This is a genomic window from Aquimarina macrocephali, from assembly GCF_051627225.1.
In the GTDB taxonomy this organism is placed as follows: Bacteria; Bacteroidota; Bacteroidia; order Flavobacteriales; family Flavobacteriaceae; genus Aquimarina; species Aquimarina macrocephali.
In genome coordinates, this window is record NZ_CP151795.1 from 2,376,164 (window position 1) to 2,399,447 (window position 23,284).

The window sequence follows — 23,284 nt, forward strand, 5'->3', positions numbered from 1 at the left end:
ATTTGTTTTCTACATCAGCAGATAAAACGGTTAAACCCTCTGCAAGCGTACAACGCAAAACAGAGCAGACTTTTTTTGGATCTCAAAAAGAGCAGAGGACGGCTACGCCAGAATCTACCTTTTTTCAGCCTGCTATTCAAACCAAATTACGAGTAAATAAACCCAATGACGTTTATGAAAGAGAAGCAGATCTCGTAGCAGAACGAGTAGTAAATATGCCAGATCAACAAATGGGTCTACAAAATACTGCTCCTCCCGAAGTTCAACGTCAGGAAGAAGAAAAAGAAGAAGAGGAAACCATCCAGACAGCGGCTATTTCTATACAAAGAATGGCAGACGAAGAACAGGAAGAATCCCCTTCTATACAAACCAAGCAATATACTTTTATACAAAGAGAAGATAATACAGATATGCAAGCATCATCTGATGATGAGGAAGAATCCTTGCAGAGATATTCTAATGAGCGGTCAACTTCTATGTATCATTCAGATGTTATACAAAGAAGTGGCCGCGGTCCGCCCGCAACGGGTGTGCGATTTCAGAACCAGTTGCACAATTCAACTTCAGGTGGCCGGCCAATGTCTAAGCCAGTCAGTAGTTTTATGGAATCCCGCTTCGGGGCAGATTTTAGTGCAGTAAAAATACATACTGACACGAGCGCTCAGCAGATGAGTAAGCAAGTAAATGCACATGCCTTTACTTATGGAAATCATGTCTATTTCAATAGTGGGAAATATGATCCGGATTCAAGTTCCGGTAAGACTTTACTTGCGCATGAGTTAACACATACCATTCAGCAGGGGGCATCTCCCGTTGCCCAATCCAAAGTACAGCGAAAACATGCATTCACTGCTGTACAGAAAAAGTCTATTCTTCAAAGACAAGTAGCACCACAATTAACAAAAGCTGTAGAACTCGCAGAGGGCGAAAAAGGAAAAGTTATTGCCAATAAAGAGGGTGCTGACGGGTATCGTTATGGTTGGGAAAGACTAATGGAATACTTTGAAACGACCTTTGGGAAAGACAAAATAGTTTCACAACCTACCGGAGAAAAAAATATTGTTCCTAGAATAAACATCAAAAAACAATCCAAGTTTAAAGGAAACATTATTGATCATAAAGGCAAACTAGATGTCGGAATGAGAGATGCTATGCCTAGTTGGTGCGGTATTTTTGCCTTTTGGGCATTAAACAAAGCAGGAATCCCTATGCCCAAATGGCAATTAGGAGTACCATTTATCCCGCCTGAATCGGCTTACCCGCCTGGTTACACTCCAAAACCTGGAGACTTGGCGTATAAAGAAAAAAGATCTCATTATGGATTAGTAGTGGGTATGGAAGGCACCAACCGCGTAAAAAGTATTAATGGAAACACAGCCGGTGATGACAACCTTGGTGGAGAAATTCAAGTGCAAACTCACGATATCAGTAACTGGCAAGGTTTTTTTAATCCACTGGTTGCCAAAACTGGAAATTTAAGAGATTCAGAACACGGAGACAAGGATACAAAACCTAAAACACTAGAAGAGCTGCTTAAGTTAAAATATGGTGTAAATCGAAAAGCAGAGAGTGAAAATGAAGAGGATGAAATCCAGACTAAACCAGAAGCAGATCAGAAGGAAGAAGAAATTCAAACCAAAAAGGATACAGCGAAGAAAGAAGAGAAAGACGAAGAAATGCTTCAGGCAAAATCTGAAGAGTCAGAAAAAGAAGAAGGTGAAGAAACTATACAGAGAACTGAAATTGGTAGCTCGGGAGGATTTGCATCAAACGGAGTAGAGTATGAATCAGATGATGCCCCTGCAGATATACAAACTAAAGCAGAATCTTCTCTAGCCAGTCAGGTAAAGACTAAATCTAATGGTCCAATGATACAAGGTGGCTGGCTCGGGGATGCATGGAATGCAGTATCCGGATTAGCCTCGGATATGGCAGATCTTATAGAAGAAGGAATTGATAAAGCCAAAGACTTCTTAATCGATAAGGTATTGGATTTTGTTGGGGAAATTCCAGGATATACTCTATTGACCTATATTATGGGTAAAGACCCGATTAAAGGCACCAAAGTAAATAAAACACCACTTACATTATTAGATGCAGTATTGGATATTATTCCAATAGGAGGGGATACCGTGAAATGGGTATTGGATTATTTTAAAGCTACAAATCCGGTAGCAAATTGGTTATTCGATTCTGTAAAACGTTTTTCTGACCTTATAGAAAGTGTAAAATCGAAATTCGCTAATTTCTGGAACAGGTTAAGTATCAAAGATGTTGGTAATCCAGAACGGGTTATGAATGATGTGGCAAGCTTATTTCAATCTATTGTTACACAGGTTGTCTCATTTGTAGATGATGTAGGAAAGGATTTCCTAAGTACGGTTAAAGATATTGCTGTTACCAATCTGGTAACCGTGGTTAAGAAATATTTCCCAAATGCATATGATCTGTTGACTGTGTTACTTGGCGAAGACCCAATCACCAAGAAACAAGTTGATCGAAATGGTACTAATATCCTAAATGCAGGGTTAAAAGTGTTAGGAGATCGAGGAGCACAAATAAAACGTCAAATGCTAGAAAATGGCATTTTCGAAAAATGTGCAGGTTGGATCGATCGAAGTATTAATCTAATGCTCGATTTAGTTTCTGATGTCAAAAATATTTTTACTACCGCATGGGAACTCATTTCGTTCAAGTCACTTTTCACACCAATAGAAACCTTTAACAAGATTGCTGAAGCATTTACAACACCAATAAAACGAATTACTACCTTTCTTACAGATGCTATGATAGAATTATTAGCACTATTGAGGGAGGTATTAGTATCAAAATTAAGTGATTTTGCTAAGAAACAGAGAGGATACTTCCTGGTAACAGTATTGATTGGTAAAGACCCATTTACAGGTGCTAAAGTAAGAAGAAACACAGAGAATATCATTCATGGATTCTTTAGTCTTATGGATGGCGGAGAAGCACAGTTCCAGCAAATGAAGGAAAGCGGGAAAATTGATCAAATGACGCAAAAAGTTAGCAAAGCAGTCAAGCGTCTTGGGTTCACGGTCGAGTATGTTCTAGGACTCTTTACAAGTTTATGGGAGTCGATGAGTTGGAAAGACTTCCTTAATCCGCCAGGCGTTTTCATAAAGATCTTTAACACCTTCAAATCACCAGTAATACGACTTGTGAAGTTTATCATCACTATTGTAAAAATTGCCATTGAAATAATGCTTATTGCTATGAACTTCCCGTTTAATACGGTTAACAATATCATACAACGTTCTCTCGAGGCATTTGGTAACATAAAACGTGATCCTATTGGATTCTTAAAAAATATACTTAAAGGGATCAAGCAAGGTTTTGTACAGTTTTTTGATAATATCCTCAAACATTTAATGAGTGGATTAGCTACATGGTTATTTGGCTCTTTGGGTGGTTTAGGTATTAAAATGCCTCCTGATTTCAGCTTCAAAAGCATACTTAATCTTGTGCTTGAGATTCTGGGTATAAGTGTCGATAAAATTATGGAGCGCGTATGGATCAAATTAACCGAGCAAATAGGTGCAGAGAAAGTAGCCAAGATCAAAGGTGCTATAGACAAATTAACGGGTATATGGGCTTTTGTAAAAGATGTCATCAAAAGAGGACCAATTGCTATTTGGGAATATGTGCAGGAGAAATTAAGTGAGTTATGGAATATGGTTTTGGATGCTGCCAAAAACTGGATCATGACTAAGGTCATAGAATCGGTAATTACTAAGTTACTAAGCATGTTAGATCCAACAGGAATTATGGCAGTGATCAATAGTGTAATAGCAATTTATAAAGCGATTCAATCCTTTATAGAACATCTTAAAGCTATGCTTGAGATCTTAAATTCATTTGTCAATGGTGTGGCAGAAATTGCTGCTGGAAACATTAAAGTAGCAGCTGATTATCTGGAAGGGGCCATGGCAAAAGGAGTTCCGGTATTGATCGGTTTCTTGGCAAACCAGGTAGGCCTTGGAGATATTGGTAAAAAATTGGCAGAGATCATTGGTAAAATAAGAGAAAAGATAACAGAAGGTATAGATTGGTTAGTTGCAAAAGCTCTGAAAATCGGAATGCCAATTATTAATGGTGTGCTTAAGGCTATTGAATTTGGAGAAGGCTTGGTAGAGAAAGGCAAAGAGAAGGTTAAAGGTGCAATAGCGAAAATAACGCAATGGTGGAAGAAGAAAAAGAGCTTTAAAGGTGGAGATGGAAAATCTCACAAATTATACTTCAAAGGAAGCTCAGAAAATTCTGTTTTAACTGTAGCAAGTGATCCAACACCAGTAACTGCTTTTCTAAATGAAGCTAAAAGCAAAAACACGGACGATGCAATGATTGCAACCATTGATAATGCGGTTAATAAATCTGTTGAAATAGATGGAATAAGAACAGAATTAAAAGCAACTAAGGATAATGTTAAGAGTAAAAAACTAAATGATAGCTTGGATACGAAAATGGCAGAATTAGTACCGCTTATAAGTACCATTATGGGTGGAAATGATAAGTCTGTTCCGTTATTAGAAAAATATCTAAACAAAAAAGTAACCAAGAAAGATGATTCATTATTGGTAAGATTTATGAATGATATAGGCTCTGATGTGAATAAGGTAGATGGTAAAGCAGTATACAGAATTATTGAAACAGAGAGAGAGGACTTTATAGAAATAACAATTGGTAGAAATCCCAATATGGCAGATGCCGGATTTATGAGTATTTATATCAATGATGATGGTATTCTTACTCCTGGAGCAGAGAAAAAGTATGTTCCGGATCATAAAAACTATATCCCAGAAGAAATCAAAATTTCTGAGAAAAGTGGAGTGTATGAAGCGAATTATACAACAAAAACATTTAATGGAGATCCTGGCCCTACTTTTAAAATCGAGATTTCATTTGATAAAGTGTTAAATAGAAATAAAGATCAGGTACAAACGAGGACAGTAACGGGTACAGATTTGGTCTTTAAACCTGAGGGCAATCCACGAGGTGTTACAGATTCTGCTACGGGAGGATTTGATAACGCTCATATCATTGGAGATAGGTTTGGAGGTTCTGGTAAAAATAAAGCTCTTAATATTTATCCTTCCTCTCCGAAATATAATAGAGAGACAATGCTTGGGGTGGAAGATAAGATGGCTGATGTATTTTCTCAAAAGGAGACATTTAACCTTACTGTAGCTGCCAGAATCAGGGAAGAAGTATCACAAGGAAGTAATCTAAAAGACTTGTTAAAAACCGAATTTGCAACAGATAATCCTAATAGTACAGAATCTGATGCAAATATGGAAAAAGAGTTAAGTAGTAGATTACAAACAGAAATCAATAAAGATCTAAAAGAATTACCAGGTAAATTCTTAAGTGTCAAATATGAATCATCAGAGGATGGTTTTAATAAGAGTATTGGAGCTGATCCTGATTATGATAAATCAGTTGAAGAATTTGAGAAGAAAAATGTGAACAGCTAATGTTATGTTTAATAAAGGATTAGGTTGAAATTTAATAATTTAAAAAACCATGAAAAATAAATCATTTAGAAAAAGAAGGGTCAAAAAACAACAACCCTCTAAGAAGAAGCAACAAAACGATAATTTTTTTGAGTCACAAGTACAACGTAAATGTGAAAAATGTGAAGACAAAGAAAAAAAAGAAGTACAAAAGAAATCCAATGGACAATCAACTACAACTCCTAAAAGTTTCTTTGGTCATTATATGAATAATATCAATAACAAAGGAGCGTCATTATCAAAAAACAATCGAACATTTTTTGAAAGCAGAATGCATGATAATTTTGGAGATGTAAAATTGCATAACGATAAAGAATCGGCTAGTGCAGCCAAAGAAATTGGAGCCAAAGCTTTTGCGTGGCAAAATCATATTGTACTGAATGGAGAATATTATAAAGAAGGAAGCCTAGAAGGAAAACAATTGTTGGCGCACGAATTAAAACATATTCAGCAACAAAAGAATGGAAAACATAAAATCCAGATGATGCCAGAAGAGGATACTATAGAACCGGCAGCGAAAGAAGAGGAAGAAGTTGCAGAACCAACTACAGAAGAAGGGGTAAAACAAAGCTCAGCAGCAGATTCGGAAACAATGGAAAAAGAGGCCGAACAAGAAGAAGAAATGGTAATGGTGCCAGAAAGTATTCCTGATTTTCAAACTTTTGGGAAAGTTTTTACAAAAACAGCTTATGCAAACTCTGTAACTTTTGAAGGAAAAACAGATGCAACTTTTGATGGAGGCACAGGTACAACAAGAAACCTACGTAGAACAACTTCAGAAGATTGTGTGAATTGTGCAGAGGGGGATTGTTGGCACTATACAGGGCAGTTACAAGTAGACTACAGTGTGTCTACTAATATTACTTTACCAGATGTTCCTGAGGGATTAACAGAGTGTCAACATGAAAGAGTGAGAAATGCAATTGATACTATTTTAGAACCTCACGAACAAGATCATGTAACCGCTTTCAGTCAATATAATGGTAGTGTAACATTACCTATTGATTACACTGGGTGTAGTGCAGGTATCCAGGAGTATGTAGAGAATTTGCATCATATGAATGCTGCTTCAAGAGAAACAACGGTACAGACAGCTAGCGATGCTTTGGACCCATTTCATATTGCTGTAGATTTGGATTGTGAAGATGAAACAACTCCAGCCCCTACACCAGATACAGAACAATAAGGGGTAAAACACTCTTTTTTAAATATCAAATATGCAGTATCTTGAACAAAATACGTGTCAGCAATGGCATGCTCTACATTGTCAAAAAGTAGTAATACACTTATACATATTAGGATATGCAAAGAATAAAAGGTAATCTTAAGATAGTTCCCTCGTATGAAGACGATTTTGATAAGTGCCTCGATTCATTAGGAAAAATATTAATAGACCGAATTACTACAACAGATAAAAATTCAGAAATTGATCTAACAAAGTATAATGATCTTTCATTTATACCTGCTTTGGATAAGGTCTTACAAGTAAACGATGCTTTTTCATTTGAGGAGAAGCTGGTGCTCTTGCTGAGTATTGCTCCTTATGTTAGGCCTGGTTTTTTGGAAGATGTTATGGCCCAGGCACTTCCGCAAGGTGGCGAATTCATTGCTTTTGGAGGAGTAAAAGGACAACATCATCGAGGTATTTTACCTACCGGAGAAACTGCACTTTTTTTATTGGCAGGTATGGACATCTCCAAAAGGTTACACTTTCAGAAAATATTTGGTAGCGATGCATTATTTGCCAAATACGGATTATTACAGGTAGATTCGGTGTCAAATAAGGAACCTAATATGAGTGGGCGCCTCACACCAGATGCAGATTGGCTGGAGTTAATTTTGCTAGGTCAAGAAGCTGCGCCAGTTCATAGTATAGAATTTCCGGCACGTAAAATATCTACCTCTATGTTATGGGAGGATTTGGTATTGCACCCTCAAACCAGAGATCAAATAAATGATATTCAAATTTGGATGAATCATCATAATAAGGTACTCAAAGACCCAACATTTGGAAGGAAAATCAAACCTGGATACCGAGTACTCTTTTATGGTAAACCAGGAACTGGAAAAACTCTAACCGCATCCTTGCTGGGCAATAAGTTTGATATTCCGGTATATAGAATTGATTTATCATTGGTAATATCAAAATATATTGGTGAAACCGAAAAGCATATCGAATTAGTATTTTCAAGAGCAGAGCGTAAACGTTGGATTTTATTTTTTGATGAAGCAGATGCGCTATTTCATAAAAGAGTTGGGGTTAATACTTCTAATGATAGAGCAGCAAATCAAGAAGTTTCTTATTTATTACAGCGTATAGAAGACTTTGAAGGACTTTTAATTCTAGCGTCGAATTTTAAAAACAATATAGACGATGCCTTTTTAAGACGGTTTCATAACATTATTCATTTCCCTATGCCAGGAACAGCAGAAAGATACAAGTTGTGGGTGCAGAGTATTCCAAATGATATGAAATGTAACAATGATATTGATTGGAAAGAAATTGCAGAAAAATACGAAATTACAGGTGCAGATATTATTAATGTAATGTATTATGCTACTTTAAAAGCATATTCGAGGAAAGAAAATGTAATATTCAAGAATGATATTTATGAAGGAATTAAGAAAGAGCTTAAAAAGCAAGATAAGACGTTCTCATATTAAAAGTAGTTATTAAATATACTACATTCACTTCAAGTCCAACAGAATCCATACCTGATCAAATGTATCAAAATACTACCTCTACCAGTTGGTTACGAACCTGAGTTCGATGTAAGGCTTTAATTTAAAAAACCGTCAAATTGAGTGGTTTTTCATAATGAAATGGAGAAAAATTGTATCGAAATTAGGTTTTTGACGAAAATTTACTTGTCTTCGATAGCTCTGCTGAGCATGATCGAAGTACAATTTTCTATCGAAAATCACTCCGACTGACGTAAATTTTGTTACACCGAACTCACGTTACGAGTAAAGTCGAAAATCCCGAGATGATAGTTCGATAAGACCTTTCTTAATTCCTTTGTAATCGAGTTACTTCATATTTCTAGATGACATAAATAACCAGAATAGCTACAACTTTTTTCCTTTATTATCTATCAAGGCTTCATGGTTCTAAACACCTCTTTTTACGGTTTAAAAGTAAAACTTTTGTTGGAATATTTCCTATTAAAATTGGAAATATTCCAAATAAACAAAGTAATTTTGTAGTAGCGGTTTTTTAGTAAGAATTAGTCAGTTTTAGGTTAAAAAGAAAAAGAAGTCAGTGATGAAAAACAAGAATTATGAATATGATGTTGCGCTTTCTTTTGCTGGAGAGAATAGAGCATATGTAGAAGAGGTTGCAAATAGCCTTAGGATAAGAGGAATCAAGGTGTTTTATGACCTGTTTGAAGAAACAAATTTATGGGGTAAAAACTTATATGAGTATTTGTCCGAGATTTATCAAAACAGGGCAAGATATACGGTATTATTTATATCTGGGTTTTACAATCAAAAATTATGGACAAACCATGAGAGAGCCTCTATGCAGGCAAGGGCATTTCAGGAAAGTAGAGAATATATTTTGCCAGCTAGATTTGACGATACAGAGATTCCTGGGATATTGAAAACAGTAGGGTATATCAACTTAAAAGATAGAAGCCCAGACGAATTTGCTGGGCTGATCGAGAAAAAAATAAAAAAAGATCAAGCTTTTTTGAAAGGCAAATGGTCAAAGATCTCTACCCTGATTAATCCAAAACCTTTCATTTTTACTATTAAAATGGTAAATGAAAAAGAAGAATCGATTAAAAATGCCAAAGTAGTATTAGTGGCTAATAATTCTACATATCTTGAAGGGTTTTCTGATGAAAAAGGTCTTGCACATTTTATTATTCGAACACGTAAATTGTATACGGTGCTTATTGCACATCCAGAGTATCCTGCAGTATTGTTTAAAGATATTAACCCAAAGGAAGACATAGAAGTAACTGTTGAAAAATCAAAAGGATCGGGATCTATAATCCTTAATAAATCTGGTGAAACACCAGGAGTTATGGGCCGAATAAAACCTGTGTTAAAATCAAACAACAAAATATCACTATATGCTGATAATATAGCCATCGAAGGAGGACAGCATCAACCCTATGATATTGAGTTAAATAAATCAATAACTTTGGAAGATAATGGTGGAAATAGTATACATTTAACTTTCAGATTCTTTCAAGGGAGAATCGCTTTAATCGATTATTGTAAACACAAATTATCTTAATTATGAAAAGAGTAATTATCTTTTTTAGTTTTATTTTGTTTTTGGCATGTAAAGAACAGCCAAAGGAAACAGCAGAAACACCTATTGTTGAAACTGCTAAAGAGGAAATTAAAAAACCAGAAGATAGCTTTGGAATTGTAATTCATGGTGGAGCAGGAACTATCTTGAAAAAGAACATGACTCCAGAAAAAGAAGCGGCTTACAAAGCTAAACTTGAAGAAGCAATAAAAGTAGGACATACCATTCTTAAAAATGGAGGAACAAGCCTTGAAGCAGTTGAAAAAACAATAAACGTTCTTGAGAATTCTCCATTATTTAATGCAGGTAAAGGAGCAGTATTTACTAATGATGGGACTAACGAACTGGATGCTTCTATCATGGATGGTAGTAACCTAAATGCTGGGGCAGTAGCAGGAGTTAAAACAGTTAAAAATCCAATCAATCTCGCCAGAGAAGTAATGCTTAACTCTCCTCACGTTTTATTATCAGGGAGTGGAGCCGAATTGTTTGCTAAAGAAAGAAATCTGGAGATTGTTGATCCTGCATATTTCTTTACAGAAGATAGAATGAAATCGCTGGAGAGAGTAAAAGAAAAATTAAAAAACAAAGAAGCTAATAAAACAACCGCTTTTTATGATCCGTTTATAAAAGATTCTAAGTTCGGAACGGTAGGTTGTGCAGCATTAGATAAAAATGGAAATTTGGCAGCAGGAACCTCTACAGGTGGGATGACCAATAAAAAATGGAATCGTATAGGAGATTCACCAATTATTGGTGCAGGAACATATGCCAATAATGCTACCTGCGCAGTATCAAGTACAGGATGGGGAGAATATTTTATACGAGCGATGGTAGCACATGATATTTCTGCATTAATGGAATATAAAGGGCTTTCTCTTCAGGAAGCAGCAAAAGAGGTGATACAGAAAAAACTAACTGATCTTGGAGGTACAGGAGGGATCGTAGCAATTGATAATAAGGGAAATGTAACGATGGAATTTAATACTGCAGGAATGTATCGTGCCACAATGAATGCTACAGGAGAGCTTACTATAGGAATTTATAAAGAGAAAGAGTAGGATATACTTGTTAATATTCAGTCTATAAATACACACAAAAAATATAAAAAGGAGAACGATATCGTCCTCCTTTTTTATTAAAACGATACTATCATATTTTATAGCAATGGGGCTGGACATTCTGGGGTCCCATCACAACAATTATAATAATCAGACCAACAGCATCGTTTAACAGGATGCCATTCATACCTTCTGCAACCTCCGTCAGGTTCTCTTCCTCCATTAACTTGTTTTTGTTGAGCTTTACTTAATGCTTCACCTAAATTTGAAATTTTTTTTAACATAATTAGAGTTTTAAGATTATATTCCTATGACTATTTATAGACATTCATAGTATTTGTCTATTTTGTTTAGTGTAATTTTTATAGCTGTGATATAAATATATTAAATGGTTAATATTACTAAAGTTATAGTTTTTGAAAAGAGTAACTTTCTCTTTAACACAAAATTAGTACGTGAAGAAAAGATCACAATCACAGGTTTTCAATAGTAATGACTTCAGTTTATTAAAAAGGAAATAGCAAAGAAAGTTTTTAAAACATCAAATATTTTTAATGTATAATTTTTAGTATTAACTGAAAACAAGGGGTCTTAAATTCACTATTTTCAGGGGGAAACGAGGTCAAGAATCTAATTACTTTTATCAAATGATTACGCTAATATAAATGATAGACTAATGAAAAGAATATTGGTTTTTGTAATAATTTGTATGATGAACAAAGGTATGGCTCAAAATAAGGAAGATATAGTCGGTTTGTACGCATTAGGTTCTCATTCTCCAGAAGGAGGAAGTCATCTATTCGTTTTAGAAAATGGCAAATTTGTGATTACTTACTTTGGAGGAGTACAGGTAGGAAGTTGGCGTATAGATAGAGATCATACTTTCTTGTTTACCCCAAACACCAAAAAAAATGAATTCGAACTTTATGGGAGATATAATAAAAACATAAAGGACAGTTTAAAAATCTCTTTTATGGGGTTTGAAGAATCACGAAGTTTCGTGAGTTTAAAAAAATCAAAAGATGATCACTATGTAATGAAACAGGTATTTAATGATGAAGCTAACTGTTTTGGTTATCCTTATGTAGAAACTTTTAAAAAGAATACCGATATGATTTCTTTTATGGCCATAAATGAAGGAATAAATACTACTATAATTGATTTTAATATAAAAGGGCTTAATGATTTTATTGTTTATTTTTTTACTAGAGAAAATGAGACATACCCTTTTTATGCCATGTTAAAAGAAAATAAATTATATATAGATGAAAACGAATATTCAGAAAAACGTCCTTTGCCAACAGAAGGAGAAGACATAGAATTTATTAGAGCAATAGCCAATAAGAATACTTCTGAAACTGTACTCCTTTATAACCCCTCATATAACCACTTTAAAGAGGATATTAATGCAAACCATATTTTTGATAAAGGAAAACAAGCATATATTGATCTAGAGTTTTATAAAGAAGGAAATGAAAATAGAATAGATGATGAAGCATTTTTTGATATGTCCATCATCTATAAGTATGAATTGTGTACTGGTAGCTATATTAAATCAGATAATTTCAAAATTGAAGATAAACCTATTTTTCAGGTTAATTGTAAATAAATGAATGTAGAAATGTTGGATGAAGATCAAAAAAATGGACTAAAAAACGGATTAAATAATAGAATTGAAATTTACAATATTAAGCAGGTTAAGATAGTGTAGAATACAGTTAAATAATTACTACCTTTAATCCGCTAAACATCGACTAATATGAAATTATCGCGAATTCTCTATCTGTTACTTTTTGTAACACTTGTATTTTCTTGTAAGAAAAAAGATGATCAATCCATAGCTGAGGCAAATGCTTCAGAATTAAACAAATATCAAGAATATATCTCAGATGTATCTTCAGGGGTGATTTCAGTTTTGGATAACGTATATGTGGTATTGCAAACACCAGTAGAAGGTTGGGATGATAATCAAGAACTGTCAAAAGATATACTCACTGTATCACCAAAGATAAAAGGTAAAATAATTGCTGTAAACAACCGAACTATTTCTTTTCAACCAGAAGAAGGGTTTGATGAGGATACGGCTTACACTTTTACGCTAGATCTTGAAGAATTAGTTAAAGATTTTGAAGATGATCTTGATGAAGAATTCGTCTTTACTGTAAAGACATTAAAACAACAATTTTCTATTATTACAGATAACCTTCAGTCGTATAGTAAAGATTGGCAATATATAGATGGAACAATAACATCAAGTGATCAAATGAAATTTGATGTAGCAAAACAACTTATTACTGCATCACAAAAAGGAAAAAAAGTAGCTGTAAAATTTAGCGAATCAATCGATAAAAGCCGTCAGTTTAGTTTTAGAATAGATAGTATTCAACGGTTTGAAGATGATTCTGAAGTAAATGTTAAATGGTCTGGTAAATCTTTTGATATCGATACCGAAGGCGAGGATGTATTAGCCATACCCGGGAAGAATAATTTTTCTATAATTAGTGTTTCGGTCGCTAATGTAGATAATCAATATGTAGAAATCAATTTTTCTGACCCACTAAAGAAAAATCAAAATTTTAATGGTTTAGTAACCATTTCTGGGACAAAAAATTTAAAGTATACCGTAAATGGAAATGTGCTTAAAGTATACCCAAAACAAGAACTTAAAGGAACATTAGAGGTGACTGTTTTTGAAGGGATTAAAAGCACAGATAATTACAAATTAAAGAACACATATACCGAAAATGTATCTTTCCAACAACCCAATCCGGAGATTCGTTTACTACAAAGTGGAGTGATTCTACCTACTTCAGATAATCTGAAATTTAATTTTGAAGCGATCAACCTTCGGGCTGTTGAGGTACAGGTAGTTAAAATCTTTGAAAATAACGTTCTTCAGTTTTTACAAAACAATAACCTTAATGGTTCTAGTGATTTGAGAAGTGTAGCAAGACCAATTGCCAAAAAACTAATTAATCTTCAAGAAAATCCTTCTTTAAATCTTAGTAAATGGAATGCTTTTGCAATTGATTTAAAAAAGCTGATTACACCAGAACCTGGAGCAATCTATAGAGTAGAACTAAATTATCGAAAAGCCTATTCGCTTTACAAATGTGATGGGGCAGCTGCAGACGATACCCCAATAAATGAATTGACAGATAATTATGACGAAGAAGAGGAATCCAGTTTTTGGGATAGTTCTCAATACTATTATGATGATTATTACGACTACAATTGGGAAGAAAGAGAGAACCCATGTAGCACTTCTTACTATAGAGATAAAAAAATAAGTGCAAATGTATTAGCCTCTAACCTGGGAGTAGTAGTTAAAAAAGGGCTTAATAATGCATATATGGTTACAGTTAATGATATTGTCACCACTAGCCCTGTATCAAATGTAAAAGTAACTTTTTATAATTATCAGCAACAAGAAATGGGAGTGGCGACTACCGATGCAGAAGGAATAACAGGTTTTGATGCAGATCGCCCTGCATATTTTGCCATTGCCCAATCGGGAAAACAGCAAACCTATGTAAAATTGAATGATGGGAACGCACTATCTGTAAGTAAATTTGATGTTTCTGGAGTAAGATTGCAAAAAGGAATCAAAGGATATATTTACGGAGAACGTGGTGTTTGGCGTCCTGGAGATACCTTGTTTTTATCTTTTATGCTTAATGATAATGCAAATAAATTACCAAAAGGACACCCGGTAAAATTCGAGTTACGTGATCCATACGGTAAAGTTACCTATCAGGAAACAAAGACTAATGGAACCAATAATTTCTACAAATTTGTTGTAAATACTTCTGATGAAGCACCTACTGGTAACTGGCAAGCCAAAGTTAATGTTGGAGGAGCTAGTTTTAGCAAAACACTTAAAATTGAAACCATAAAACCCAACCGCCTTAAGATCAAAACTACCTTTGATGATGAAGTTCTGGGGGCTAATAAGAACATACAAGGTAATCTCGAAGTGCTGTGGTTACATGGAGCGATAGCCAAAAACCTGAAAACTGATATCAATGTTCGATTCAATCCAGGTAAAACCAGTTTTAAAACCTTCCCAGGATATGTTTTTGATGACCCAACTCGCAGGTTTGGAACCGAAGAACAGGAAGTATTTCAGGGGCGAATTTCTGGCGAAGGAAAAGCAAGTTTTAACCTTAAACCAAAACTTGAAAATAAAGCTGCAGGAATGCTAAAAGCCTCTTTTATTACCAAAGTATATGAAAACGGAGGAGATTTTAGTACAGATGTCATTAGTAAAGATTTTTCACCATATAGTACATATGTAGGAGTAAATGTTCCTAAAGGCGATAAAGCACGAGGGATGTTGTTAACAGACACAAAACATAATTTTGAAGTTGTTTCAGTAGATGATAAAGGAATCCCTAAGTCGGTCAAAAATCTTGAAGTTTTTATCTATAAGGTAGATTGGAGATGGTGGTGGGATACATCAGAAGATAACCTCTCTTCTTATAATAGAGGATCATATCATAACGAAGTATTTAAAACCAAAGTAACAACCAGTAATAATGGTAAAGCAAATTTTAATTTCGAATTAAAATATCCTGAGTGGGGAAGATATCTGGTAAGAGTGGTAGATCCGAATGGAGGACATGCTACCGGAAAAATAATGTATATCGATTGGCCAGGCTGGGCTGGAAAATCACGTAAAAATGATCCTTCGGCAGCAACAATGTTATTATTTTCAACAGATAAAAACACCTATAATGTAGGAGAGAAAGCTATTGTAACGTTTCCATCTAGTGAAGGCGGAAGAGCATTAGTAACAGTAGAAAATGGTACAGAAGTACTGTCTTCGCAATGGGTAACCCCTCAAAAAGGAGAAACGAAATTCGAATTACCGATCGAAGAATTATACACCCCCAATGTGTATATTAATATTACATTACTACAACCACATGCCGATACAGCAAACGATTTACCAATACGCTTATATGGGATCGTTCCAATTTCTGTTGAAGACCCGAATACCAAGGTTCAACCTAAACTAACAATGCCAGATGTATTGCGACCAGAAGAAACGATTACGCTGAAAGTTGGAGAAAATAATGGTAAACCCATGACATATTCTATTGCTATTGTAGATGAGGGTTTATTAGATCTAACACGGTTTAAAACACCAAATCCTTGGAATAGCTTTTACGCTCGTGAAGCACTTGGAGTAAAAACCTGGGATGTATATGATGATGTAATTGGCGCCTACGGCGGAAGTATCAATCAGGTATTTAGTATTGGTGGTGATGCAGAAGCTGGAGGCAGTAAATCCAAAAAAGCAAACCGATTTAAGCCTATGGTTGTTTTTGAAGGACCATTTGAACTTAAAAAAGGAGAGACACGTGCTCATAAGATTAAAATTCCAAAATATGTAGGATCTGTACGTACGATGATTGTAGCTTCAGATGCAGAAAAAGCAGCCTATGGTAGTGTAGATAAGACAACACCGGTACGCAAACCTTTAATGGTACTAACTTCAATTCCTCGTAAAATTACTCCAGGAGAAAAAGTAACAATACCAGTTACCGTTTTTGCGATGGAAAATAAAGTAAAAAACGTAACCGTTACCTTAAAGCCTAACAAAGGATTTACGGTAATTGGCGAGACGCAACAAAAACTATCGTTTCCTCAACCTGATGAAAAAATGGTCTATTTTGATATCGAAGTGCTAGAAGGAGCTTCTATTACAGATATTGAAGTAGTGGCTAGCGGCGGTGGAGAAAAAGCATCATATAAAGTTCCTATTAATATAGTGAACCCAAATCCAATAACGACAGAAGTCACTTCTATTGTTCTGGAACCTAATAGTGAGCAGGAAGTAGACTTTGCAGCATTTGGAATTGATGGAAGTAACAGTGCAACGATTGAGTTTTCATCATTACCACCAATGAATTTTGAAAGTAGATTAAGCTACCTGATTCGGTATCCACACGGTTGTGTTGAACAAACGACTTCGGCAGCATTCCCACAATTGTATCTTGGTGATGTCTTCAATTTATCATCGGATAAAAAGCAAAAAATACAGAAAAATATAGAAGCTGCTATGTATAGACTTAAACGTTTTATACAACCAAATGGTGGGATGTCATATTGGCCTGGATATAGTAACCCTAATGATTGGGGAACTACTTATGCCGGTCATTTCTTGCTCGAAGCAAATAAACAAGGATATGTATTGCCAATAGGTTTTAAAAGTAACTGGATTAATTATCAGCAGCAGCAAGCCAAACGATGGAGAAGTGGTAACAATGACTTGGCACAAGCTTATCGATTATATACATTAGCACTTGCCGGGAGCCCTGATCTGTCATCAATGAACAGGTTAAGGGAGACATCAGGATTGTCTAATGATGCCAAATTGAGATTAGCGGCAGCTTATGGGCTAATTGCTCAGACAAATGCAGCAAACCAATTGCTTAATTCGGCAAATATTGATTTTCAACCTAGAAATAATAATCATTACAGCTATGGGTCTACAAGTCGAAATCGGGCAATGGCACTAGAAACACTTGTAGCTTTAGATCAAAAAGTGAAGGCGCAGAAAGTGGCAGTGGATTTGGCTAAAGAATTATCTTCCAAAAATTGGATGAGTACGCAAACTACATCTTATGCATTAATGGCAATGGCAAAATATGCAACCTATGTAGGAGGAAAAGGTGTAAATGTAAACTATATTCTTAACGGAAAATCAACAAATGCTAATACAAACAAGACATTGGCAACTTCTGGTGATATATCTATTTTAAAAGACAATAAACTGGTGCTCAAAAACAATAAGGATAATACCATTTTTGTACAAATTGCAACAAGTGGAATTCTACCTGTTGGTAAGGAAAAAGTAATTCAAAACAAGTTTAGAGCAATTGTAGATTATAAGACCAGGGATGGTAATATAATTAATCCGATTCTATTAACTCAAGGAACAGATTTTGTGGCAGAAGTAACGATTACTAATACTACAGGTTCTAAAGTAAAAGATATTGCATTGACCGAAATTTTCCCATCAGGATGGGAAGTAGTCAATACTCGATTTACAGATTTTGGATCGTTTAAAGCTAATGCGGTAACACATACTGATATTCGTGATGATAGAGTGAATTTCTATTTTGACCTAAAACCAAATGAAAGTAAAACGATGACCATTTTATTAAATGCATCCTATCTAGGTAAATACTATCTGCCAGGTATCCAATGCGAAGCCATGTATGATAATGATTATCTAGTAAGAAGTAAAGGGAAATGGGTCGAAGTGGTGAAATAGATTAATTGATTTGGCTACAGAATAATCTCTTTAATCCGAATTAAATAGTACAAATATTATGAAAAACCCCCTGCTTAAATACATAGCTCTCTTTGTCATAGGATTGTATTCTTCTCAAGCCATTGCATGTGATTGTGATTGTAAGGGAGATTGCTCATTTTCCTCAGTTTCGACAGGAGGGTTTGTTGCTCTGGTAAAAGTAATTGAGTATTCTGAATTTTTGGAGTTTGAAGATGATGGAAAATTGAAGAAAATACCTTTAGCAATGAAAGTAGAAGTTATTAAAAAATATAAAGGTGAAGATACTCGTAAAGTCATTCAAATTTGGGGAGATAATGGAATGCTATGTCGGCCATATACAGATCATTTTAAGATAGGGAACCATTATTTAATTGCTCCAAACAAAATTTGGAAGGACTCTGAAAATGGAAAAATGGATGATTATGATTTCTTTTCATGTGAGACTGGTTTTTTGGATGTTAATCTTAAAAAAAAGATGGTATATGGAACATATTCCAAAAACATAAATAAAATTTCATTAGATAAAATAGAAACCATTTTAAGTAAATAAAAATTGTTACCACAATAGTTGATAAAATAATGATTTTAGAGCAAGCAATTTTATATATAAAATCTGGAGAATCAGAAGCTTTTGAGCAAGCTTTTAACGAAGCCCAAAAAATAATTTCTGCTATGAAAGGATATATTAGGCATGATGTATTGAAATGTATAGAAGAAAATGACAAATATGTATTGTTGGTAGAATGGGAAACGATAGAAGATCATGAAACAGGTTTTAGAAAATCTGAAGAATATAAGGAATGGAAAAAATTATTACATCATTTTTATGATCCTTTTCCTATGGTGCAACATTATGCATCTATATTATCCTGATATAGCAAAGCGGTTATTTTAACTTAACCATAAAGCAACATATTGTTTTTTTTATTACCATTGTTGAAAAGTCGAAAATATATGAATACTAAGTTTTATAAGCTCTTAACAGGTCTTTTTTGCTTGATAATTGTTTGTTCCTGTAAGCAACAATCGGTTTCGGTAAATAAGATCTCAGCAATTCAACAAAAAATTGATTCTACAATAATTGCAGATAAAGCTATAGATTCATTTATTACACCTTTTCGAGATCATTTGAATAAAACTTTAGATGCTACACTGTGTATTGCTACAGTAGATTTAACTAAACACGATGGAGAATTAGAAAGCAAATTGGGTAACCTTACAGCAGATATTTCTTTACATCAGGTAGAACCGATTTTTAAAAAAAGATATAATAAAGAAATTGATTTTGTATTATTAAATCATGGAGGTATACGGGCACCAATACTCAAAGGACCGGTAACTGCAAGAACAGCTTTTGAAGTAATGCCTTTTGAAAATGAATTGGTGGTAGTAGAATTATCTTATGAAAAAGTACAGGAGTTAGTTTCTTATTTGATCGAAAAACAACGAGCACACCCTGTTTCTAATTTACGACTCAGTATTGTAAAACAATCAAAAGAAGTACAAAAATTAATTATTAATGGTGAACCATTACAAAACGGTAAAACCTATTTAGTGCTTACTACAGATTATTTACAACAAGGGGGAGATAGTATGAATTTCTTTAAAGATCCTATACAATTATATAAAACAGATTATAAGTTCAGAAATGCACTAATCGATTATTTTAAATCAATAGATACATTAAAAGTACAACTGGATAAAAGAATGAGATATGCAGAATAGAAGAATATTTATACAGAAAATAGCATCGGCAACAGCTTTTGCTACTTTAGGAGGAGTGAGTTTAGTATCTTGTGTTAGACCAGTATCAAAAAAGATAACAGTACTACATACCAATGATGTGCATAGTCAGATTGATCCACTACCAAACAATCATTATAAATACCCTGGATTAGGAGGGTTTGCCAGAAGAGCATCGATCATAGAAAAAGTACGAAAAGAAAATCTAAACACCATTTTATTAGATGCAGGAGATATTTTTCAGGGCACTCCATATTTTAATTATTACGGGGGTGAAATTGAATTTAAACTGATGTCAAAACTAAACTATGATCTTGCAACGATAGGGAATCATGATTTTGATAATGGAATTGATGGATTACTAAGCCAATTACCTAATGCCACTTTTGATTTTGTATCGGCCAATTACGATTTTAAAAATACGGTGCTAGATGGTATAGTAAAACCATATAAAATATTAGTAAGAGATGGGATTAAAATCGGAGTCTTTGGTTTAGGAGTAGAATTGGAAGGTTTAGTGAATAAAAATTTATATAAAGAAACTCAATATCTCGACCCTATTGAAATTGCTCAAGATATCACGAGGGTATTAAAAGAAGATCAGCATTGCGATCTTGTAATTTGCCTTTCTCATATTGGATATGATTATAAAAATGCTCAAGATAAAGTTTCTGACCTTCATCTGGCAAAAAAGACAAAAGATATCGACCTGATTATAGGTGGTCATACGCATACATTATTACCGAAACCAGTTATTATAGACAATTTAGTGGGGAAGAAAGTACTCGTCAATCAATGTGGTAAAAGTGGAGTGTATATGGGACAAATTGATTTTTATTTTGACACCAACGGGAGTAAAACAGTAGAAGGAAGGTCAATAGAGGTTTAAAATATTTTTTTTGAATAATTTATAGATTCATCCATAGTACACATTGTTTAAAAACGTAAGAAACTACATAAAAACTCATCCAAAACGCTTCATAATCTTTGGAGTAGTATTGGTTATATATTACTTTTTATTACCAAGACCACTATTTAATGATCCAACTGCTACAGTAATTGAAACCAGAAGCGGAGAATTATTAGGTGCTAAAATTGCAATCGATGGACAATGGCGTTTCCCTGAGACCGATAGTGTGCCCGAAAAATTCAAACGGTGTATCATCGCATTTGAAGATCAGCAATTTTATCGACATTTCGGATTCAACCCAGTAGCGATGGGGAAAGCGATTAACGAAAATATTAGTGCAGGTAAAGTGGTTAGAGGAGGAAGTACTATCACTCAGCAGGTTATTCGTTTGGCACGAAAAGGTAAAAAACGCACCTATTTTGAAAAATTAAAAGAATTAGTATTGGCCACACGACTGGAGTTTGGAACTTCTAAAGAAAGGATTTTGAAACTATACGCCTCTCATGCTCCTTTTGGTGGTAACGTAGTGGGGATTGATATGGCAGCTTGGCGTTATTTTGGATTACCCGCTCATCAATTATCCTGGGCAGAGACCGCAACACTTGCAGTATTACCTAATGCCCCTTCTTTAATCTATCCTGGAAAAAACCAAATTAGATTACTAAAGAAAAGAAATCGATTGCTTCATACCCTTTTAGAAGAAGAGACAATCGATTCATTGACATACGAATTATCAATAAGTGAAACATTACCTCAAAAACCTTATTTTTTGCCACAAACAGCTCCTCATTTGTTGGAAAGATTGGCAAAAGAACATAATGGTAAAAGAGTACAAACTACAATTGATCCAATACTGCAAAAACAAGTTAATCGAGTAGTTAGAAAACATCACGAGGTATTAAAACAAAATGAGGTGCATAATATGGCAGTTTTGGTTTTAGATGTTGATACCAGAGAAGTGTTAAGTTATATAGGAAATTCACCAACCGACAGAGCACATCAAAAAGATGTAGATATCGTCCAGGCAGGACGCAGTACGGGAAGTACATTAAAGCCATTATTATATGCCGCAATGATGGATAAAGGTGAATTGTTACCAGAACAATTGGTTTCTGATATCCCTACAGTAATTTCGGGATATAACCCCAAGAATTTTGATGAAGGTTATAGCGGTGCTGCTCCGGCAAATCGAGCTTTGGCTCGTTCTTTAAATATACCAGCAGTTCGGTTATTGCAACAGTATGGATTGCAAAGATTTAGAGATGAAATGAATGCGTTTCATATTAGAGATTTGAGATATGGAGCTGACCATTATGGATTGTCATTGATTGTTGGAGGAGCAGAAGGAAATCTTTGGGATCTTAGTAAAATATATGCTGGCTTTGCGGGCACGTTAAACCACTATCAAAGTACATCTAGTGAATACTTTACTCAAGAATTTACAGAACCAATTGTTTTGGCCGATAGAGAAGTAGACTTTGGTAAAAGCACACAACAAAAACCAGTGTATGGTGCCGGAAGTATTTGGTTAACTTTTGAGGCTATGAAAAAAGTAAACCGACCAGAGGGTGATGAAGCCTGGGAATTTTATGATTCTTCGAGAGAGATTGCTTGGAAAACAGGAACCAGTTTTGGTAACAGAGACGCTTGGGCAATCGGTGCCAGTCAAAAGTATGTAGTAGGAATTTGGATTGGCAATGCCGATGGAGAAGGAAGACCAGAACTCACAGGATTAAATTCGGCTGCACCTGTTTTATTTGATGTGTTTAATCTATTACCAAAATCTAAATGGTTCCCTGCTCCGTATGATGATCTGATTACTGTAACAGTCTGTACTAAAAGTGGTTTTCTGGCGGGTAGCAACTGCCCAACCAAACAAATGGATGTTCCTTTTTCGGGAACTAGAACCAAACCTTGCCCATATCATCAATTAGTGCACCTGGATACCGCGAAGCAATACAGAGTAAATTCTTCTTGTGAACCTGTTGCCAATATCATTCATGAATCTTGGTTTGTGTTACCTCCATTACAAGAATATTTTTTTAAAACAGGTAATGCAGATTATCGTTCTTTACCGCCTTATCGACCAGACTGTATAAAAGAATCTCAGGAACGAATGGATTTTATCTTTCCAAAGGCCAATAGTAGTGTCTACTTACCCAAAGGATTTGATGGTAAAACCAATGAGGTAATTCTTAAAATTGCGCATACAAATCCAGAAACTCGAGTGTTTTGGTATGTTGACAATGAATTTATTGGAACAACAAAGCAATTTCATGAAATGGCTGTGGCTCCAAAACCAGGAGTACATGTTATTACTGTTTTGGACGAAAAAGGAAATGAATTAAAGCGAAAAATGGAAATCAAAGAGTGATTTTGATTTAAACCCATAACTCTTCTATTTTTTCCCCGTAACCAACAAAAATACATTTATTAATAAAAACATAAAATACTGCAATTTTG

Annotated in this window: 13 protein-coding genes; 12 read left to right on the top strand and 1 reads right to left on the bottom strand. The window is 34.7% G+C overall.

Features of this window, described 5'->3' with window-relative positions; translation table 11 throughout:
- Nucleotides 1–2 precede the first annotated feature (2 nt).
- The 5 genes from AAFU52_RS10635 to AAFU52_RS10655 all read left to right on the top strand — a co-directional run bounded on the left by AAFU52_RS10635 (nt 3) and on the right by AAFU52_RS10655 (nt 10,862).
- Nucleotides 3–5,495, top strand: a complete 5,493-nt coding sequence (locus AAFU52_RS10635; protein ID WP_438426391.1) for an eCIS core domain-containing protein — start codon at nt 3–5, stop codon at nt 5,493–5,495.
- Between the two features lie 49 nt (nt 5,496–5,544).
- The gene (locus tag AAFU52_RS10640; protein ID WP_438426392.1) at nt 5,545–6,720 is read left to right on the top strand and encodes an eCIS core domain-containing protein; all 1,176 of its coding nucleotides are present in this window, start codon (nt 5,545–5,547) and stop codon (nt 6,718–6,720) included.
- A 116-nt stretch (nt 6,721–6,836) separates the two neighbouring features.
- Nucleotides 6,837–8,198, top strand: coding sequence for an ATP-binding protein (locus AAFU52_RS10645; protein WP_438426393.1), 1,362 nt, complete (start codon nt 6,837–6,839; stop codon nt 8,196–8,198).
- A 601-nt stretch (nt 8,199–8,799) separates the two neighbouring features.
- Nucleotides 8,800–9,783, top strand: coding sequence for a toll/interleukin-1 receptor domain-containing protein (locus AAFU52_RS10650; protein ID WP_024769960.1), 984 nt, complete (start codon nt 8,800–8,802; stop codon nt 9,781–9,783).
- A 2-nt stretch (nt 9,784–9,785) separates the two neighbouring features.
- A complete protein-coding gene (locus AAFU52_RS10655) occupies nt 9,786–10,862 on the top strand; it encodes an isoaspartyl peptidase/L-asparaginase family protein (protein WP_024769959.1) in 1,077 nt (358 codons plus the stop codon).
- Nucleotides 10,863–10,960: 98 nt separating this feature from the next.
- On the opposite strand, the gene AAFU52_RS10660 is transcribed toward AAFU52_RS10655, so the two are convergent.
- Nucleotides 10,961–11,146 (bottom strand): hypothetical protein, encoded by a 186-nt coding sequence (locus AAFU52_RS10660; protein ID WP_024769958.1) that lies wholly within the window; start codon nt 11,144–11,146, stop codon nt 10,961–10,963.
- A gap of 392 nt (nt 11,147–11,538) precedes the next feature.
- Between AAFU52_RS10660 and AAFU52_RS10665 the strand changes: the two genes are divergently transcribed.
- The 7 genes from AAFU52_RS10665 (at nt 11,539) to pbpC (ending at nt 23,195) form a co-directional block, all read left to right on the top strand.
- Nucleotides 11,539–12,471 carry a hypothetical protein gene (locus AAFU52_RS10665; protein WP_438426394.1) on the top strand — a complete coding sequence of 311 codons (933 nt, stop codon included), beginning with the start codon at nt 11,539–11,541 and terminating at the stop codon, nt 12,469–12,471.
- Between the two features lie 150 nt (nt 12,472–12,621).
- Nucleotides 12,622–18,147: an alpha-2-macroglobulin family protein gene (locus tag AAFU52_RS10670; RefSeq protein WP_438426395.1), complete on the top strand. Its 5,526-nt coding sequence runs from the start codon at nt 12,622–12,624 to the stop codon at nt 18,145–18,147.
- 58 nt (nt 18,148–18,205) lie between these two features.
- Nucleotides 18,206–18,718 carry a hypothetical protein gene (locus tag AAFU52_RS10675; protein WP_024769955.1) on the top strand — a complete coding sequence of 171 codons (513 nt, stop codon included), beginning with the start codon at nt 18,206–18,208 and terminating at the stop codon, nt 18,716–18,718.
- 29 nt (nt 18,719–18,747) lie between these two features.
- Entirely contained in the window at nt 18,748–19,041 is a 294-nt protein-coding gene (locus AAFU52_RS10680; protein WP_024769954.1) for an antibiotic biosynthesis monooxygenase family protein, read from the top strand.
- 81 nt (nt 19,042–19,122) lie between these two features.
- Nucleotides 19,123–19,893 (top strand): 5'-nucleotidase C-terminal domain-containing protein, encoded by a 771-nt coding sequence (locus AAFU52_RS10685; RefSeq protein WP_438426396.1) that lies wholly within the window; start codon nt 19,123–19,125, stop codon nt 19,891–19,893.
- Entirely contained in the window at nt 19,883–20,800 is a 918-nt protein-coding gene (locus AAFU52_RS10690) for a bifunctional metallophosphatase/5'-nucleotidase (protein ID WP_024769952.1), read from the top strand. The genes AAFU52_RS10685 and AAFU52_RS10690 overlap by 11 nt, the downstream gene beginning before the upstream one ends.
- A 43-nt stretch (nt 20,801–20,843) precedes the next feature.
- The gene (gene pbpC / locus AAFU52_RS10695) at nt 20,844–23,195 is read left to right on the top strand and encodes a penicillin-binding protein 1C (RefSeq protein WP_024769951.1); all 2,352 of its coding nucleotides are present in this window, start codon (nt 20,844–20,846) and stop codon (nt 23,193–23,195) included.
- Nucleotides 23,196–23,284 lie beyond the last annotated feature (89 nt).

Coding starts and splice junctions, on each gene's coding strand:
- AAFU52_RS10675 (WP_024769955.1), top strand. CDS start 18,206: ATGAAAAACCCCCTGCTTAAATACATAGCTCTCTTTGTCATAGGATTG.
- AAFU52_RS10645 (WP_438426393.1), top strand. CDS start 6,837: ATGCAAAGAATAAAAGGTAATCTTAAGATAGTTCCCTCGTATGAAGAC.
- AAFU52_RS10650 (WP_024769960.1), top strand. CDS start 8,800: ATGAAAAACAAGAATTATGAATATGATGTTGCGCTTTCTTTTGCTGGA.
- AAFU52_RS10690 (WP_024769952.1), top strand. CDS start 19,883: ATGCAGAATAGAAGAATATTTATACAGAAAATAGCATCGGCAACAGCT.
- AAFU52_RS10670 (WP_438426395.1), top strand. CDS start 12,622: ATGAAATTATCGCGAATTCTCTATCTGTTACTTTTTGTAACACTTGTA.
- AAFU52_RS10655 (WP_024769959.1), top strand. CDS start 9,786: ATGAAAAGAGTAATTATCTTTTTTAGTTTTATTTTGTTTTTGGCATGT.
- AAFU52_RS10660 (WP_024769958.1), bottom strand. CDS start 11,146: ATGTTAAAAAAAATTTCAAATTTAGGTGAAGCATTAAGTAAAGCTCAA.
- AAFU52_RS10680 (WP_024769954.1), top strand. CDS start 18,748: ATGATTTTAGAGCAAGCAATTTTATATATAAAATCTGGAGAATCAGAA.
- AAFU52_RS10665 (WP_438426394.1), top strand. CDS start 11,539: ATGAAAAGAATATTGGTTTTTGTAATAATTTGTATGATGAACAAAGGT.
- AAFU52_RS10685 (WP_438426396.1), top strand. CDS start 19,123: ATGAATACTAAGTTTTATAAGCTCTTAACAGGTCTTTTTTGCTTGATA.
- AAFU52_RS10640 (WP_438426392.1), top strand. CDS start 5,545: ATGAAAAATAAATCATTTAGAAAAAGAAGGGTCAAAAAACAACAACCC.